Source organism: Erwinia sp. S43 (assembly GCF_016624745.1).
GTDB lineage: Bacteria > Pseudomonadota > Gammaproteobacteria > Enterobacterales > Enterobacteriaceae > Erwinia > Erwinia coffeiphila.
On the sequence record NZ_JACVTX010000040.1, the window covers coordinates 1 to 16,816 of the forward strand.

15 protein-coding genes are annotated in these 16,816 nt (G+C 55.8%); 11 read left to right on the forward strand and 4 right to left on the reverse strand.

The genetic code is table 11. The features are described 5' to 3' along the window. Positions 1-127: 127 nt before the first annotated feature. On the reverse strand, positions 128-1,462 hold the full coding sequence (locus tag IBT47_RS25505) for a hemolysin family protein (RefSeq protein WP_105592071.1): 1,335 nt from the start codon (positions 1,460-1,462) through the stop codon (positions 128-130). A gap of 483 nt (positions 1,463-1,945) precedes the next feature. Between IBT47_RS25505 and IBT47_RS25510 the strand changes: the two genes are divergently transcribed. The 3 genes from IBT47_RS25510 to IBT47_RS25520 are packed head-to-tail and all read left to right on the forward strand — an operon-like array spanning position 1,946 to position 7,781. After that, positions 1,946-3,661 carry an autotransporter assembly complex family protein gene (locus IBT47_RS25510; protein ID WP_200563900.1) on the forward strand — a complete coding sequence of 572 codons (1,716 nt, stop codon included), beginning with the start codon at positions 1,946-1,948 and terminating at the stop codon, positions 3,659-3,661. Next, on the forward strand, positions 3,658-7,431 hold the full coding sequence (locus IBT47_RS25515) for a translocation/assembly module TamB domain-containing protein (RefSeq protein ID WP_200563916.1): 3,774 nt from the start codon (positions 3,658-3,660) through the stop codon (positions 7,429-7,431). Before IBT47_RS25510 ends, IBT47_RS25515 begins: the two co-directional genes overlap by 4 nt. Before the next feature lie 2 nt (positions 7,432-7,433). Beyond that, complete coding sequence (locus IBT47_RS25520; protein WP_105592068.1) at positions 7,434-7,781, forward strand: gamma-glutamylcyclotransferase; 348 nt, start codon at positions 7,434-7,436, stop codon at positions 7,779-7,781. 68 nt (positions 7,782-7,849) lie between these two features. Here the strand turns inward: IBT47_RS25520 and ppa are convergent, their stop codons facing one another. Both ppa and fbp read right to left on the reverse strand, forming a co-directional pair. After that, positions 7,850-8,380 carry an inorganic diphosphatase gene (gene ppa / locus IBT47_RS25525; RefSeq protein WP_105592067.1) on the reverse strand — a complete coding sequence of 177 codons (531 nt, stop codon included), beginning with the start codon at positions 8,378-8,380 and terminating at the stop codon, positions 7,850-7,852. A gap of 251 nt (positions 8,381-8,631) precedes the next feature. After that, positions 8,632-9,630, reverse strand: coding sequence for a class 1 fructose-bisphosphatase (gene fbp / locus IBT47_RS25530; protein WP_105592064.1), 999 nt, complete (start codon positions 9,628-9,630; stop codon positions 8,632-8,634). 166 nt (positions 9,631-9,796) lie between these two features. On the opposite strand from fbp, the gene mpl reads away from it, so the two are divergent. Then, positions 9,797-11,161, forward strand: a complete 1,365-nt coding sequence (gene mpl / locus IBT47_RS25535) for a UDP-N-acetylmuramate:L-alanyl-gamma-D-glutamyl-meso-diaminopimelate ligase (protein WP_105592063.1) — start codon at positions 9,797-9,799, stop codon at positions 11,159-11,161. A 206-nt stretch (positions 11,162-11,367) separates the two neighbouring features. Here mpl and yjgA read toward each other — a convergent pair whose 3' ends face one another. Continuing rightward, positions 11,368-11,910 (reverse strand): ribosome biogenesis factor YjgA, encoded by a 543-nt coding sequence (yjgA, locus tag IBT47_RS25540; protein ID WP_200543394.1) that lies wholly within the window; start codon positions 11,908-11,910, stop codon positions 11,368-11,370. Between the two features lie 186 nt (positions 11,911-12,096). Here yjgA and pmbA point away from each other — a divergent pair, with 186 nt between their 5' ends. The 7 genes from pmbA to IBT47_RS25575 all read left to right on the forward strand — a co-directional run bounded on the left by pmbA (position 12,097) and on the right by IBT47_RS25575 (position 16,811). After that, entirely contained in the window at positions 12,097-13,437 is a 1,341-nt protein-coding gene (gene pmbA, locus IBT47_RS25545) for a metalloprotease PmbA (RefSeq protein ID WP_200563918.1), read from the forward strand. An 88-nt stretch (positions 13,438-13,525) separates the two neighbouring features. Next, positions 13,526-13,912 carry a cytochrome b562 gene (gene cybC, locus IBT47_RS25550; RefSeq protein ID WP_200563920.1) on the forward strand — a complete coding sequence of 129 codons (387 nt, stop codon included), beginning with the start codon at positions 13,526-13,528 and terminating at the stop codon, positions 13,910-13,912. A gap of 348 nt (positions 13,913-14,260) precedes the next feature. Further along, entirely contained in the window at positions 14,261-14,593 is a 333-nt protein-coding gene (locus tag IBT47_RS25555; RefSeq protein WP_370569955.1) for a glycine dehydrogenase, read from the forward strand. Positions 14,594-14,684: 91 nt separating this feature from the next. After that, the gene (locus tag IBT47_RS25560) at positions 14,685-15,044 is read left to right on the forward strand and encodes an SFCGS family glycine-rich protein (protein ID WP_105592058.1); all 360 of its coding nucleotides are present in this window, start codon (positions 14,685-14,687) and stop codon (positions 15,042-15,044) included. Next, complete coding sequence (locus tag IBT47_RS25565; RefSeq protein WP_200563922.1) at positions 15,044-15,343, forward strand: DUF4312 family protein; 300 nt, start codon at positions 15,044-15,046, stop codon at positions 15,341-15,343. The genes IBT47_RS25560 and IBT47_RS25565 overlap by 1 nt, the downstream gene beginning before the upstream one ends. 33 nt (positions 15,344-15,376) lie before the next feature. After that, entirely contained in the window at positions 15,377-16,153 is a 777-nt protein-coding gene (locus IBT47_RS25570; protein ID WP_105592056.1) for a DUF4311 domain-containing protein, read from the forward strand. 13 nt (positions 16,154-16,166) lie between these two features. Next, entirely contained in the window at positions 16,167-16,811 is a 645-nt protein-coding gene (locus IBT47_RS25575; RefSeq protein WP_105592320.1) for a DUF4310 family protein, read from the forward strand. The last annotated feature ends 5 nt before the right edge of the window (positions 16,812-16,816 follow it).

A 16,816-nucleotide genomic window follows, 5' to 3' on the forward strand; every position in this document is an offset into this window, starting at 1 on the left:
TCGGCGCGGGCACCGCTCAGCCAGAAGACCCGGCTAACACCAACCAGTCGGTGCGGGCACCACTCAGCCAGAAAACCAGGCTGACACCCATCATTCAGCACTGGCAGCGCCCAGCTAAACCACAAAATTACTCTTCTGCACCCGCTTCCGGTGCACGCGGTAACACCGGTGCCGCCGGACGGGCATCAACACGGGTCACCAGCAGCTGATCGATACGGTAGCTATCGATATCCACCACCTCAAACTTATAGCCGTGGAACTTCACAAAATCGGTACGCTTCGGGATCTTACGCAGCATAAACATCATAAAGCCGCCAATCGTCTCGTAGTTGCCGGACTGCGGGAACTCATCAATATCCAACACGCGCATCACGTCATCAATTGGCGTACCGCCTTCAACCAGCCACGAATTCTCATCGCGGGCCACAATCTGCTCTTCCATACCCTGGCCGACCAGATCGCCCATCAGCGTGGTCATCACGTCATTCAGCGTAATGATCCCCACCACCAGCGCATATTCGTTCATGATCACCGCAAAGTCTTCACCCGCGGCTTTAAAGCTCTCCAGCGCTTCAGACAGCGTCAGCGTATCCGGCACAATCAGCGCCGAACGGATCTGCACGCCGCTGTTCAGCGTCATACTCTGATTGCCCAGCACGCGCAGCAGCAGCTCTTTGGAGTCGACATAGCCAACGATATGGTCGATATCTTCATTACACACCAGGAACTTGGAGTGTGGATGCTGTGCGATTTTCCCTTTGAGGCTGGCCTCATCCTCATGCAGATCGAACCAGACTACGTTTTCACGAGAGGTCATCGACGACGGCACGGTACGGGATTCCAGCTCAAACACGTTCTCAATCAGCTCGTGCTCCTGCTTGCGCAGCACACCGGCCAGCGCACCGGCTTCCACCACCGCGTAGATATCGTCGGAAGTGATGTCGTCTTTACGCACCAGCGGGATCTTAAACAGGCGGAAGATAATATTGGCGCCGCCGTTAAAGAACCACACCAGCGGGCGGAACAGGAACAGGCAGAAACGCATCGGATTGATGATTCTCAACGCTACGCTTTCCGGCGCAATCATCCCCAGACGTTTCGGGAACAGGTCAGCAAACAGAATAAACAGGCTGGTGACCAGTGTGAAAGAACAGATGAAGCTGAGGCGTTCCGCCAGCTCTGGCTCCACCATCCGTTCAAACAACGAGCGGAAAGCCGGAGAGAAGGCTGCATCGCCGACGATACCGCCGAGGATCGCCACGGCGTTCAGGCCGATCTGTACCACGGTAAAGAACATCCCCGGCGTTTCCTGCATTTTCAGTACGCGCTGGGCGTTGATGTTGCCTTCATCCGCCAGGATTTTCAGTTTGATTTTACGGGCGGCTGCCAGAGAGATTTCTGAAAGGGAGAAGAATGAGCTGATGGCAATCAGCAGTAAAATGACAAGCAAGCTGTCTAACATACACTATCCATACAATGGCTCATCTCTTATGGGCGATCAGTCTTGTCACTGCGCAGATAAAGAGAGGCCGGGTTAATCACTTGTCATTTTTGGCCTGGGCAGCGCGCGGGATTCTGCATCATTCAACATATTGAGCGTACAGGGCTATCCGTGCCAAAAATGTCTGCGCCAGTTCGGCAAAACACGCCGGGGCAGAAGGGTTATCAGGTTGTGAAAAAGCCTGTGCAGCGATTATAGCCGTGCTGACGAGCGCTTACAATTCCGGCGGTGGAGGATCACCACTTTACGGCGGGTGTTTTAAACAAGAGACCGTGAAAAGCAATCTGAACTGGAATCATTCCGTAAATACAGCGCTGAAACTTGTTTGATACGGAGAGCACGTTAAACTCCATTAAGTCTATTGAATAATTACAGATTAAGCCCGGTGGATGGTGGGCTGGCAAAAAAACGGGAGTACGCGTGCCACGAATTCATGTTTATTGCATGTCTTGTTTGCTGATCGCCGCACCTGCCGCAGAGGCGGCTAACGTGCGTTTACAGGTGACAGGATTATCCGGGGAATTACAGAAGAACGTCAGGGCGCGTTTATCCACGATTACTAACGATGAAGTGACCTCCGACGGCCGCTTTCGCTCGCGCGTGAGCGTGGCGGTAAAAGAGGGGCTGAAGGCGCTGGGATATTATGAGCCGCAGATCGACTTTGAACTGCGCCCCGCTCCGGCGAAGGGCGGGCGACCGGTGCTGCTGGCTAAGGTGACTCCCGGCGAGCCGGTGAAAATCGCCGGTGAAACCATTATTTTACGCGGCGGTGCGCGCACCGATAGCGACGTGCAGCAGCTGGTACGTGATGGAAAGCCAAAGATTGGCAGCGTGTTGAACCACGGTCAGTACGACAAATTTAAAAGTTCTCTTTCCGGCCTGGCGCTGCGCAAAGGCTACTTTGATGGTGAATACCGTAAAAGCCAGCTTGGCGTATCGGTTGAACGGCGTGAAGCCTTCTGGGACATCGACTACGACAGCGGCCAGCGCTATCGTTTCGGGCCGGTGACCTTTGAAGGTTCGCAGATTCGTGAAGAGTATCTGCAAAACCTGCTGCCCTTTAAGCAGGGCGATTACTACACCTCGCGCGATCTGGCCGAGCTGAATCGCCGCCTGTCCGCGACAGGCTGGTTTAACTCGGTGGTCGTGGCACCCGAGTTTGATAAAAGCCGCGAAAATAAAATCTTACCGCTGCACGGCGTTGTAACGCCGCGTACGGAAAACACCATCGAAACCGGCGTGGGCTACTCGACCGACGTGGGGCCGCGCGTTAAAGCAACCTGGAAAAAACCGTGGGTTAACTCCCGAGGGCACAGCTTCTCTACCAGTGCCAATGTTTCTGCACCCGAGCAGCAGCTGGATTTCAGCTACAAGGTGCCTTTACTGAAAAGCCCGCTGGAGCAGTATTACCTGCTGCAGGGCGGTCTGAAACGTACCGATCTTAACGATACCAAAGCTGATTCCACCACGCTGGCCGCCTCGCGTTACTGGGACAGTTCCAGCGGCTGGCAGCGGGCGATTAACCTGCGCTGGAGCCTCGATCACTTTACTCAGGGTAGCGTCACTAATACCACCATGCTGCTCTATCCGGGCGTTAGCGTTAACCGCACCCGTTCGCGCGGTGGCCTGATGCCGACGTGGGGTGACTCACAGCGCTACTCGCTGGACGTATCCGATACCACCTGGGGATCGGACGTTGACTTCGCGGTGGTACAGGCGCAAAACGTCTGGATCCGTACGCTGGAGGATAAACATCGCTTTGTGGTGCGCGGCAATCTCGGCTGGATTGAAACCAACGATTTTGAAAAAGTACCGCCCGATCTGCGCTTCTTCGCCGGTGGCGATCGCAGCATTCGTGGCTACAAGTACAAAGGCATTTCGCCGCGCGATGACGACGGCAAGCTGACCGGTGCTTCCAAGCTGGCCACCGGCTCGCTGGAGTATCAGTACAACGTGACGGGCAAATGGTGGGGCGCGGTATTTGTCGACTCCGGTGAAGCCGTTAACGATATCAAACAGAGCAACTTTAAGACCGGCGCGGGCTTCGGCGTGCGCTGGCAGTCGCCGGTGGGGCCAATCAAGGTTGATATAGCCCGCCCAATCGGTGACCAGGACGATCGCGATATTCAGTTTTACATTGGACTGGGGCCTGAACTATGAAGTGGTGGAAAAAGGGCCTGATTGGCATTGTGATATTTATTGTTCTGCTGCTGGGCGGTATTGCGTTCCTGCTGGGCACCACCAGCGGATTGCACCTGGTGCTGAACTCCGCTGCCCGCTGGGTGCCGGGGCTGGAAATCCAGCAGGTCAACGGTGGCTGGCGCGATCTGACGCTGAAGGGCGTCAAATACGAGATGCCCGGCGTATCGGTTAACGCCGGAGAATTTCATCTGGCGCTGCGTCTGGGCTGCCTGAAGCAGAGTGCGTTCTGCGTCAACGATCTGTCACTGAAGGACGTCTATGTAGCGGTGGACAGCAAACAGCTGGCTTCTGCTGAGAATCCACCGGTTGAGGATGAGTCCACAACCGGCGAAATCAGCACGCCGTACCCGCTGACGCTAAGCCGCCTGGCGCTGCATAACATCAATGTGAAGATTGACGACACGGCGGTTTCACTGGCGGACTTTACCAGCGGCATGCACTGGGAAGGGCGCGGTATGACGCTGACGCCAACCCATATTCAGGGGTTGCTGATCGCGCTACCTAAGGTGGCGAAAGTCGCCAACGAAGAAGTGGTTCAGCCGAAGATTCAGGAGCCGCAGCCGGAAGAAAAACCGCTGGGCGAAACGCTGAAAGCGATGTTCGAGCAGCCGCTGCTGCCGAATCTGCCGGAGTTTACGCTGCCGCTGGATGTCAATGTGCAGCAGATCCTGGGTGAACAGCTGCGCCTGACCGGCGATACCGATATCACCGTCAATCGCCTGCTGGTGAAAGCCAAAACTGAGAATAATCATCTGGCGCTGCAAACGCTGGATGTCGACGCGGTTCAGGGGCAGCTCAACGCTCAGGGCGAAGCCACCCTCAGCGGCAGCTGGCCGATGAACTTTACCCTCAACGGCGATATGAATATCGATCCGCTGAAGGGTGAAAAGATTAAAATGACCTTCGGTGGCGATCTGCGTGAAACGCTGACCCTGGCGCTGAATCTGTCCGGTCCGGTGCGGGCCCAGCTGGATGCCGACACCCGGCTGGCCGAAGCGGGCCTGCCGCTGAATATGACGCTGCAAAGCCCACAGCTGCGCTGGCCGCTGGAGGGGGAAACGCAGTATGAAGCGGATAACTTTAACTTCAGCTTCAAAGGAAAAGCGACCGACTACGTGATGTCGCTGAAGGCGGCGCTACAGGGGCAGGGCGTACCGCCCGCCACGGTCACCCTGGACGGTAAAGGCAACGTAGAGCAGTTCGCCATTGAAAAGCTGCGGCTGGCCGCGTTGCAGGGTACCGCCGATCTGAAAGCGCTGGTGGACTGGAGTAAGGCGATCAGCTGGAACAGCGAGCTGACTCTGACCGGCATTAACACCGCGAAGCAGTACCCGGACTGGCCGGCAAAGCTGGACGGTAAAATCACCACCCGCGGCAGCCTGTACGGCGGCAGCTGGCAGATGCGCGTACCGGAGCTGAAGCTGCGCGGCAACGTGCGTAATAACGCGGTCAGCGCCGACGGCACGCTGTACGGCAACAGCTACAACCAGTGGGATATTCCCGGCATCAAGCTGATTCTGGGGCGGAACAACGTCAATCTGAAAGGATCGCTGGGCGAGAAGCTGAATCTGGATGCGGATATCGACGCCCAGCATCTGGATAATGCGTTGCCGGGCCTCGGCGGGGTGGCGAAAGGCACTATCCGCGCGCGCGGCGATCTGAAAACGCCGCAGCTGCTGGCCGATCTGACCGCCAGCGGACTGCGCTGGCAGGCGCTCAGCATTGGTCGTGTGCTGCTGAAAGGCGACGTCAGCTCCGGCGAGCAGATCCAGGGCAAGCTGAATCTGCGTGTCGATCAGGTGAAGCAGGATGCGTTGTCGATCTCGCAGCTGACGCTGGATGCCAGCGGCAGCGAGAAGCAGCATCAGCTGAAGCTGAATATGCAGGGCGAACCGGTGTCCGGCCAGCTGGCGCTGAACGGTAGCTTTGACCGCGCCACGCAGCGCTGGCAGGGCACGCTCAACAATACCCGCTTTGACACGCCGGTCGGTGAATGGCGCTTAACCCGTGCGATTGCCCTCGACTACCTCAATACTAAGCAGACCATCAGCATCGGGCCACACTGCTGGCAGAACCCGAACGCCGAGCTGTGCGTTCCGCAGACGGTGGAAGCCGGTCCGTCCGGCCGCGCGCGGGTGGTACTGAACCGCTTTGATCTGGCGATGATCAAACCGTTTATGCCGGAAGAAACGCAGCTTAACGGTTCATTCAGCGGGGATGCCGACGTCAGCTGGACCGCCGACGGCGCGCTGCCGACCGGGCGAATCTCGTTGAAAGGCAACGGCGTGAAAGTGGCGCAGGACGTGCAGGGCAATACGCTGCCGATCGCCTTCGATACGCTGAACCTGAACGCGGGGCTGAAAAATGGTCGTGCGCAGCTCGACTGGCTGATCCGCATTGCCAACAACGGCCAGCTGGACGGCAACGTGCAGATAGCCGATCCGCAGGGCCGCCGAACGCTGTCCGGTAACGTTAATATCACCAATCTGTCGCTGGCGATGCTCAATCCGGCGCTGATGCAGGGCGAGAAAGTCTCCGGTGTGCTGAACAGTAATCTGCGCCTGGGCGGCAATCTGCAAAAACCGCAGGTCTTCGGTCAGCTTGGCCTGCGGAATGTGGATGTGGAAGGTAGCTTTATGCCGGTGGAGCTGACCACCGCGAACCTCTCGATGCTGTTTAACGGTATGAGCTCGACGCTGGAAGGGGTGATTCAAACCTCGCAGGGCCAGATTACGCTTAACGGCAACGCCGACTGGAGCCAGCTGAATGCCTGGCGGGCACGCGTTGCGGCTAAAGGCGATCGGGTGCGGGTGACCGTGCCACCGATGGTGCGGATGGACGTTTCACCGGATCTGGTATTTGAAGCCACGCCGGAAATGTTCAATCTTGATGGGCGGGTGGATATCCCGTGGGCGCGCATTACGGTGCAGGAAGTGCCGGAAAGTGCGGTGGGCGTCTCGTCGGATGAAGTACTGCTGGATAAAAACCTGCAGCCGATTGCGCCGAAATCGACCTCAATCCCGATCAACAGCAACCTGATTATCCACGTCGGTGACGATGTACGCCTCAGCGCCTTTGGCCTGAAGGCGAAGCTGAACGGCGATCTGAAACTGGTGCAGGATAAACGCGGGCTGGGGCTGAACGGCCAGATTAACATTCCGTCCGGGCGCTTCCACGCCTACGGCCAGGATCTGATTGTACGCAAGGGCGAGCTGCAGTTTGCCGGTCCGCCGGATCAGCCGTATCTCAACATCGAAGCGATTCGTAACCCGGAAGCGACCGAAGATGACGTGACCGCAGGCGTGCGCGTTACCGGGCTGGCCGATGAACCGAAGGCGGAAGTGTTCTCCGACCCGGCGATGTCGCAGCAGGAAGCGCTCTCCTACCTGCTTCGCGGGCAGGGTCTGCAAACCTCCGGCAGCGACAGTGACGCATTAACTTCCGCTCTGGTGGGATTGGGGGTTGCACAAAGTGGTCAAGTTGTGGGTAAAATCGGCGAGACCTTCGGTGTCAGCAACCTGGCTCTGGATACTGCAGGGGTTGGCGACAGCCAGCAGGTGCAGGTCAGCGGCTATGTGCTGCCGGGTCTACAGGTAAAATACGGTGTTGGCATATTTGATTCACTGGCGACGTTAACTCTGCGTTATCGCCTGATGCCCAAACTCTATTTGGAAGCAGTGTCTGGCATAGATCAGGCTCTGGATGTGCTTTATCAGTTTGAGTTCTAGCAATGCGAATAATTGTTTACGGCAGTCTGCGGCGCAAGCAAGGTAACAGTCACTGGATGACGAACGGGCAGTGGCTGGGCGATCATCTGATCGACGGCTATGAGCTCTACAGCCTTGGTCATTACCCGGGCGTAGTCCCGGGGGAAGGGCAGGTGTATTGTGAGGTTTATCGGATCGATGCCTCAACCCTGGGGGAGCTGGATGCTCTGAGAGAAACCGGCGGGGAGTATAAGCGCGAGCTGTTACAAACCCCGTACGGCAGTGCGTGGCTGTACGTGTATCAGCGTTCCGTCTCAGGCAGAAAGCGCATCGTTAGCGGTGACTGGCTGCAAAGAGAGGCCGGTGAATAACCGCTCTTTCCTGAAAACAAAAACACCGCTCAGTGAGCGGTGTTTTTTTACTTTAAAGCACGCAAAAATTACTTCTTAGCAGCACGCTCGAAAGAAGAGACGATCTCAGCTTTAGCAGCTTCAACGCCTTCCCAACCGTCAACCTTAACCCATTTGCCTTTTTCCAGCGCTTTATACTGCTCGAAGAAGTGGGTGATCTGGCCGCGCAGCAGCTCAGGCAGGTCGTTCACATCCTGGATGTGCTCGTATTCTTTGCTCAGCTTGCTGTGTGGTACTGCAACAACTTTGGCATCTTCACCAGACTCGTCGGTCATTTTCAGCACGCCAACCGGACGGCAGCGAATCACTGAACCAGGCTGCAGCGGGTATGGAGTCGGTACCAGCACGTCAACCGGGTCCCCATCCAGAGACAGGGTGTTGTTGATGTAGCCGTAGTTGCACGGATAGAACATTGCTGTCGCCATAAAGCGGTCTACGAACAGAGCGCCAGACTCTTTGTCTACTTCGTATTTGATCGGAGAGGCGTTAGCCGGGATCTCAATAACAACATAGATATCGTCTGGCAGGTCTTTGCCCGCTGGTACATGGTTCAGGCTCATTCTGAGTTCCTTAAATCATATTAGGTTGAGTGCCGGCTATTATAGCCAGGTCAATTTTAAAGTCCTGTCCTTTTTCAGCGTTTAAGAATACGTCGGAGCGATAGCAGATTCTTCCGAGCAGGCCAGCGGCTGCACAATTTGCGGGAATAGCTAATCTGGCGATGGGGGCGAGAGTATCCGTGCTGAACGTCACCCGGCATAGCGGCTGAACAAAAAGAACAGGGCGGTCGTATGACCGCCCTGATTAACCGTTAGTTATCCGGGAATTCACGCAGGAAACGTTCGGTATCATCCACCATATGGTCGTTGCCGACGAAGAACGGTGAACGCTGGTGCAGCGTTTCTGGAATCAGATCCAGAATGCGGTTTTTACCGTCGCTGGCCTTGCCGCCCGCCTGTTCAGCGAGGAAGGCCATCGGGTTGCACTCATACAGCAGGCGCAGTTTGCCTTTCGGGTGGCTGGCCGTGCTTGGGTACAGATAAATTCCGCCTTTCAGCAGGTTGCGGTGGAAGTCCGCCACCAGAGAACCGATATAGCGCGAGGTGTAAGGACGATGGGTTTCCAGATCCTCTTCCTGACAGAACTTGAGGTACTTCTTCACGCCCTGCGGGAATTTAATGTAGTTACCTTCGTTAATGGAGTAGGTGTAACCCTTCTCCGGGAAGGTCATCTTCTCGGCGCTGAGGCAGAATACGCCCAGTGACGGATCGTAGGTAAAGGCGTGAACGCCATAGCCGGTGGTGTACACCAGCATGGTGGACGAACCGTAAACCACGTAGCCTGCTGCGACCTGCTGGCTACCCGGCTGCAGGAAGTCTTCTTCGGTTACCGGCGTACCCGGAGGGGTGATACGGCGGTAAATAGAGAAGATCGTTCCAACGGAAACGTTTACATCAATGTTTGAAGAACCGTCGAGAGGGTCCATCAGGACCACGTACTTACCGTTTTCCACACCTTCAAAGATAACGATCTCGTCTTCTTCTTCAGATGCGATACCGGCAACGATACCCCTGGCCTTCAGCGCGGCTTTCAGTTTTTCGTTCGCGTACAGATCGAGCTTCATTTGTTGCTCGCCCTGCACATTTTCAGCGCCGCTTGCGCCAAGAATATCAACCAGGCCTGCTTTGTTGATATCGCGGTGGATGATTTTTGCGCCCAGCTTGATCGCGGAGATCAATGAGGTCAGTTCACCCGTTGCGTGCGGAAAGTCGTGTTGCTTCTCGACGATAAATTCGCCTAACGTTTTCATAACACAATCCCTGAATCTGCGGTTGAGTAGCAGCCTGTTTTACAAACTGCAACGTATGCGTACGCAGTTTAGCCGATTGAACGGTAAAGAACATAGGGTAAATCCGTTTCTTCCGCACGATGGGGGCGTTACACTGTGCGACGAACTAATAAGGAACAGACCTTCTATGCGTATTCACATTCTCGGTATCTGTGGCACCTTCATGGGCGGCCTGGCGATGCTGGCCCGTTCGCTGGGGCACGACGTCACCGGCTCTGATGCTAACGTCTATCCGCCAATGAGCACGCTGCTGGAGAAGCAGGGCATTGATTTAATTCAGGGTTATGATGCATCTCAGCTCGATCCGGCGCCGGATCTGGTGATCATCGGCAACGCAATGAGCCGGGGAAACCCCTGTGTTGAAGCGGTGCTGGAACGTAATATTCCGTACCTGTCCGGGCCTCAGTGGCTGCATGATTTTGTGCTGCGCGACCGCTGGGTCATTGCGGTAGCAGGAACGCACGGAAAAACCACCACGGCGGGCATGACAGCGTGGATTTTACAGGCCTGCGGCTATGAACCGGGCTTTGTAATCGGTGGGGTGCCGGGCAATTTTGAAGTTTCTGCAAATTTAGGAAAAAGCCCATTTTTTGTTATTGAAGCGGACGAGTACGACTGTGCGTTTTTTGACAAGCGATCTAAATTTGTTCACTACTGCCCGCGCACGCTGATCCTCAACAACCTCGAATTCGATCATGCAGACATCTTTGACGATCTGCGGGCGATCCAAAAGCAGTTCCATCATCTGGTGCGCATCGTGCCGGGTCAGGGGAAAATCATCCTGCCGGAAAACGACGCGAACCTGAAGCAGGTGATGGCGATGGGCTGCTGGAGCGAGCAGGAGATCATCGGTGATAACGGCCACTGGCAGGTGAAAAAACTGACGCCGGACGCTTCCCACTGGGAAGTCTATCTGGACGGTGAACGCGTTGCTGAGGTGAACTGGTCGCTGGTGGGCGAGCACAACATGCATAACGGCATGATGGCGATTGCCGCCGCGCGACACGTCGGCGTGAAACCGGAAGATGCCGGCCGCGCGCTTAACGACTTTATCAACGCCCGTCGCCGCCTGGAACTGCGTGGTGAAAGCAACGGCGTTAAAGTCTATGACGATTTTGCCCATCACCCTACGGCGATCCTCGCTACGCTGGCGGCGCTGCGCAGCAAGGTCGGCGGTACCGCACGCATTCTCGCCGTGCTGGAGCCGCGCTCTAACACTATGAAAATGGGCATCAGCAAGGACGATCTGGCTCCGGCGCTGGGCCGCGCTGATGAAGTGTTCCTCTTCCAGCCGCACCACATTCCGTGGCAGGTAGTTGAAGTGGCGGAAGCCTGCGTGCAGCCTGCGCAGTGGAGCGCGGATGTCGATACGCTGGTTGAGATGATTGCCAAAAAAGCTCAGCCGGGCGACTACATCCTGGTCATGAGCAACGGCGGATTTGGCGGTATTCACCAGAAGCTGCTGGATCGTCTGGCTAAAGTGGAAAAGTAACCCAGGGGACGGTCGCATTGCGAAAGCAACGGGCCGGTGTCCGTAAACGCGTTCGTAACCCGTGTCGGGTTCACCAGCGGGACACCGGTACAGCTGAGTTAAATCGCGAAGCACGGCCTGAATGGGATTAATTGAGGTGGGGCGGGAAACGCTGCGCCTGGAGATACCAGGACAGGGTGCACGAGTTGCATCCCTGTCCATACCGATTACGCTTCGGCCAGTTCGCGCAAATACTGGAAGATTTGACGGTAGGCTTTAGGCGGCTTGTTATCCGCTTTCTCTTTCTGCGCGTTACGAATCATCGTGCGCAGCTGCTGGCGGTCCGCATCCGGGTACAGGTTCAGCACATCCGGTACGGCATCATCGCCTTTCTCAACCAGACGATCGCGCAGCACTTCCAGTTTGTGGAACAGCGCAACCTGCTGGTTGTGGCGGTTCTTCAGCTTATCCAGCGCGGTGCGGATCGGTTCTTCATCACGTGAGCGCAGCATCTTACCGATCAGCTGCAGCTGACGGCGACGGCCCTCTTTTTTGATCTTCTGCGCCAGCTCAATCGCGGCACGCAGATCCTCATCCAGCGGGATACGATCCAGGGAGTTTTTCCCCAGCTCTACCAGCTCGGCACCGAGGCGTTTCAGCTCTTCGGCGTCGCGTTTAATTTCACTTTTACTGACCCAGATAATCTCTTCGTCTTCTTCTTCTTCGTTATCGGGTACGTCATCGAGCCAGTCTTCGGGCTGCTTGGTCATGGTTAGGCTCCAGAAAAAGAGGCTAATGCTATCAGGAAACGCCGGCTACTGCGAAATTGTTCTCTGAGTCTGTTAGACTCAAATTAACCCTTATCACCCATGCGCGGTTTTGCAGGTGGTTTAATGCTCAGGATATGAACGAGTTAGGCCACAGGGAAACCGCACTGTTAATTATACGGCAGGTCGATGAAATTACTCTCCCAAGTTGCAGAACAGCGAAAAATCCTGGAACAGGCGGTCGCGACGGCACTCGAACTGGCAAAAACCGGTTCTGATGGGGCGGAAGTCGCGGTAAGCAAAACTACCGGCATCAGCGTGAGCACGCGCTATGGTGAAGTGGAAAACGTCGAATTCAACAGCGACGGTGCGCTGGGCATTACCGTTTATCATCAGAATTGCAAAGGTAGCGCCTCATCGACCGACCTCAGCCCTGAAGCGATTAAACGCACCGTTCAGGCGGCGATCGATATCGCCCGTTACACTTCGGCGGACCCGTATGCGGGCGTTGCCGACCGCGATCTGCTGGCGTTTGAGGCGCCGGATCTGGATCTGTTCCACCCCACCGAGATCGATGCGGATCGCGCTATTGAGCTGGCCGCGCGTGCGGAACAGGCTTCCCTGAACGTCGACAAACGTATTACCAATACCGAAGGCGGCAGCTTCAACAGCCACGTGGGCATCAAAGTGTTTGGCAACAGCCACGGCATGCTCCAGGGCTACTGCTCCAGCCGCCACTCCCTTTCCAGCTGCGTGATTGCCGAAGAGAACGGCGACATGGAGCGTGATTACGCCTACACCATCGGGCGGGCGATCGACGATCTGAAATCACCCGAATGGGTCGGTGAAGAGTGCGCCCGCCGTACGCTGTCGCGCCTGTCTCCACGCAAACTTTCCACCATGAAAGCGCCGGTGCTGTTCGCCGCCGAAGTGGCGACCGGCCTGTTTGGTCACCTGGTTGGGGCTATCAGTGGCGGCAGCGTCTACCGTAAATCGACCTTCCTGCTGGACTCGCTCGGCCAGCAGATCCTGCCGGACTGGCTGACGATCCAGGAACAGCCACATTTGCTGAAAGGATTGGCCTCCACGCCGTTCGACAGCGAAGGTATTCGTACTCAGCAGCGCGACATCATCAAAGACGGCGTACTGCAAACCTGGCTGCTGACCAGTTACTCCGCGCGCAAACTGGGGCTGAAAAGCACCGGCCATGCGGGCGGCATTCACAACTGGCGTATTGCCGGGCAGGGCCACAATTTTGAGCAGATGCTGAAGCAGCTGGGCACCGGTCTGCTGGTAACCGAGCTGATGGGGCAGGCGGTGAGCGGCATCACCGGTGACTACTCACGCGGTGCTTCGGGCTTCTGGGTTGAAAACGGCGTGATTCAGTATCCGGTCAGTGAAATTACCATCGCCGGCAATTTAAAAGATATGTGGCGCAATATGGTCAGCGTTGGTAGCGATATTGAAACCCGCAGCAATATTCAGTGCGGTTCCGTTTTGTTACCAGAAATGAATATTGCCGGACAATAATTTAACAATTTACGCGTAATATAGAAGGCGACTGCAAAGTCGCCTTTTTTTTGCAGCATGATACCCGTTTATAAAAATAGGATCTGATATGCGTAAATTATTGATTGCAATGTTGAGCTCTGCCCTGTTGTGCGCCGCCTCCCCGCTGCTGGCGCAGGATCTTGAAGGTGACATGGACGTTTTGAAAGGTGCCTTACGGACGGTACAGAAAACCGATGATAAGGCAGAGATGGTTCGCGCCTTAAGCGATATGCGCACCGCTGCCAGCGATGCGAAAACCCGTACCCCGGATAAGCTGGAGGGCCAGCCCGCCGACAGCGCGCAGGTGAAGGATTATCATGCCGAACTGGATAAGCTGATTGGCCAGATTGACGATAGCCTGAAGCTGGCGAATGCTGGCGATTTAGCCGGAGCAAAGGAACAGGCGAAGCAATTTGCCGCAACCCGTGACGAAGGCCATAAGAAATTTCGCTAATCGCTGGCGTTATTCACCATCGTAAATAAAGACAGGGCCCCGCAGTGGGCCTTTTTTCCGTCATAAGTTTTTCTTCTTCTTTTACTAAAGTCTTCCCACGAACGTGTCGCTTTTATTCCTGTAACGCATGGATTACGCAGCGGATTACTGATAATGCGCCGTAATTTTCATACTTAAATTAAAAATGCACGAATTAACGTTTTTGCGAGCCGGATCGCTCTTGTTGGCATTATTTCCGTTTCGAAGTGGAAAAAGTCGTTCTCCACAGAAAAGCGCTCCGGCGGTACTTTATTCGCATCAGCAAAAAGGTTTCTGGTATTAGCCGAAACGTAACACAGGGGGATCGATGTGAGTAATGGAACGTTGTCGGCCACAGAACGCAGCGACGAAATTCAGGCTTTAGCAGAGCAGGTGATGGCACAGATTGCCGGACTGTTTGCAGAACGCGCCATTGTGCCTAACGCGGTTCAGCAGCAAATGCTGACTTCGCACGTTAAGGCGATGGCACTGCGCTCGCTCACCGGTGAACCGCTGCCGGAGGTGGAAGCCGAACTGTTTGAAGATATTTCAGCAGAGTCGATGACGCTGGCGCAGCAGGTGGTGGATCTGTTTGGCAACCTGCCCAAAGAGGAAGCCTGGCTCCTCTCCGTACATTTTGAAGTGGCGAAAGAAAACGCCTGATGAGCTCGGTTTGCTTGTCATTTTTGGGTTGGGAAACTGACTGCACCACCGAGGTTACGCGTAGTAACTCATTCAATTTAAGGAACACAGCATGTCTCAAATTATTGTAGTGATCGGCGATCGTTTAGGTAAAGGCCAGAAAGTTGCTGCGGGCGTCGAGAAAGCCGGCGGTAAAGCCATTGTGGTACCGGGCGTAGCGGCAGATATGAAGCTGGGCGACGTGATGAAAGCGGAAAATGCCACTTTCGGTATCTCGTTCTGCGGCAGCGGCGGTGCCGGTGCGATCACCGCGCAGACTAAGCATGGCTATAAAGCGAAATACGGCATGCGCTCCGTAGATGAAGGCGTTACCGCCATCAACGAAGGGGCAAACGTGCTGGGCTTCGGCTTTATGGATAAAGAAGAGCTGGGCGAGCGTCTGGTTCTGGCCTGGCAGAAGAAGCACGGCTGATGAAAGAGCAATTCACCACGACGGTGAACGTCAGCGGTAAAGGCGACAGCAAGGGCAAAGCCTTTGCTGATGCCCTCAGCCGGGTACAAAACACGGTACTGAAATCCACCAGCAAAATCCTGCTGCGCATTGAACCGGTTGATGTTCAGGTGCTGCGGGCCACGCAGAGCGTTAAAACCGAGAAGTTTTTGTTCTTCTTCCTCGCGCGCGAACGACGGCTGTACAGCGTGGATCTGGCGATTACCGTCAATGTCTCGGTGATTGATGCCGAGCAGGTGGATTTCTCCTCGAAAAGCTAAAAACGTTGGGCAATAAAACTAAAGGAAAAGCTAATGTTTTTAATCATTTTATTTAAATCGCTGATTATCGGCGGGCTGGTTGGGGTCGGCGTTGGTGCCGGTGCCGCCCGCATGTTTCACGCCCCGACGTCTCAGGGAATGGGCGCATTTCGTACACTGGGTGAGCTGAACTCCTGTGAAGGCGATCCAGCCTCTCACTTCTCGTTCGGACTGGGCTTCTTCTTTAACGCCTGGGCGTCATCGGTTGCCGCCGGCTCCTTCACCCAGGACGTTGATCACCGCATTATCCCGAACTGGGGTGCGGCCGCGCTGATGGTGAAGAACCGCAACGTGGCGGAAACGCTGCATAATCCGAAAAAGATGGCGATTGCCTGCGGCATCATCGGCATGATCGTCGTCGCTTTCCTCAACTCTACCGCATCAGCCGTACCGGCAGCGCTACAGGTCACGGCGGTTAAAGTACTGGTTCCGGCCGCAAACCTGCTGGTGAACACCGTCATGCCGGTGATCTTCTGGCTGGCGGCAATCGATGCCGGTAAGAAATCCGGTTTCTGGGCAACTATTTTCGGCGGTCTGGCGCAGCTGATCATGGGCAACGCCGTACCGGGCCTGGTACTGGGCATCCTGATTGGTAAGGGCGTGGAAGAAGCGGGCTGGAACCGCGTCACCAAAGTGATGATGGTCGCCATTGTGCTGCTGTTCGTGCTGAGCGGTTTCTTCCGTGGTTTCGATATGAAGATGCTGGAATCCTTCCAGCTCGGCGTACCGGGCTGGCTGGAGATGATCCACAACTCCCTGAGCGGCAAATAAGAGGACGATGGAAATGGAAGAGTCAAAACGCGGTTTTTGGTACGACGACTGGTCATTCCCGATCTTTGTCGGCCTGCTTTCTGCCGGGGTATTCGCCGGTACACACATGTATTACGTCTATGGCCTGGGTGCCTTTAACGAAGTGGCCTTTGTTTCGATGCTGCGTTCGGGCATGGAAACCGGCGTTTATGGTGCGGTAGCGGCCTTTGGTGCCAGCTTCCTGTTTGCCCGCATCATTGAAGGCTCGCTGGTGGGGATTCTTGATATCGGCGGCGCCATCCAGACCGGTATCGGCCTGGGCGTTCCCGCGCTGCTGCTGGGCGCGGGCTTCATTTTCCCTGTGGCGAACTTTGCCGCGTCGCTGGTCACCGGAATGGTGCTCGGGCTGGCGGTGGGCTACATCATTATTCTGGCACGTAAATTCACCATTAATAACAGCGACTCCACTTACGGTGCGGATGTGATGATGGGCGCGGGTAATACCTCAGGTCGCTTCCTCGGGCCGTTGATTATCCTCTCCGCGATGACCGCATCGATTCCGATTGGTCTGGGTTCGCTGGTGGGTTCACTGCTGTTTTACCTTTGGGGTAAACCGATTACCGGCGGGGCTATTCTCGGTGCGATGGTGCTGGGTGCCATCTTCCCGATCGCCCTGTAATCACT

Coding starts and splice junctions, on each gene's coding strand:
- pmbA (WP_200563918.1), top strand. CDS start 12,097: ATGAAATTACTCTCCCAAGTTGCAGAACAGCGAAAAATCCTGGAACAG.
- IBT47_RS25575 (WP_105592320.1), top strand. CDS start 16,167: ATGGAAGAGTCAAAACGCGGTTTTTGGTACGACGACTGGTCATTCCCG.
- ppa (WP_105592067.1), bottom strand. CDS start 8,380: ATGAGCCTGAACCATGTACCAGCGGGCAAAGACCTGCCAGACGATATC.
- IBT47_RS25520 (WP_105592068.1), top strand. CDS start 7,434: ATGCGAATAATTGTTTACGGCAGTCTGCGGCGCAAGCAAGGTAACAGT.
- mpl (WP_105592063.1), top strand. CDS start 9,797: ATGCGTATTCACATTCTCGGTATCTGTGGCACCTTCATGGGCGGCCTG.
- IBT47_RS25510 (WP_200563900.1), top strand. CDS start 1,946: ATGTCTTGTTTGCTGATCGCCGCACCTGCCGCAGAGGCGGCTAACGTG.
- fbp (WP_105592064.1), bottom strand. CDS start 9,630: ATGAAAACGTTAGGCGAATTTATCGTCGAGAAGCAACACGACTTTCCG.
- IBT47_RS25515 (WP_200563916.1), top strand. CDS start 3,658: ATGAAGTGGTGGAAAAAGGGCCTGATTGGCATTGTGATATTTATTGTT.
- IBT47_RS25505 (WP_105592071.1), bottom strand. CDS start 1,462: ATGTTAGACAGCTTGCTTGTCATTTTACTGCTGATTGCCATCAGCTCA.
- yjgA (WP_200543394.1), bottom strand. CDS start 11,910: ATGACCAAGCAGCCCGAAGACTGGCTCGATGACGTACCCGATAACGAA.
- IBT47_RS25570 (WP_105592056.1), top strand. CDS start 15,377: ATGTTTTTAATCATTTTATTTAAATCGCTGATTATCGGCGGGCTGGTT.
- cybC (WP_200563920.1), top strand. CDS start 13,526: ATGCGTAAATTATTGATTGCAATGTTGAGCTCTGCCCTGTTGTGCGCC.
- IBT47_RS25565 (WP_200563922.1), top strand. CDS start 15,044: ATGAAAGAGCAATTCACCACGACGGTGAACGTCAGCGGTAAAGGCGAC.
- IBT47_RS25560 (WP_105592058.1), top strand. CDS start 14,685: ATGTCTCAAATTATTGTAGTGATCGGCGATCGTTTAGGTAAAGGCCAG.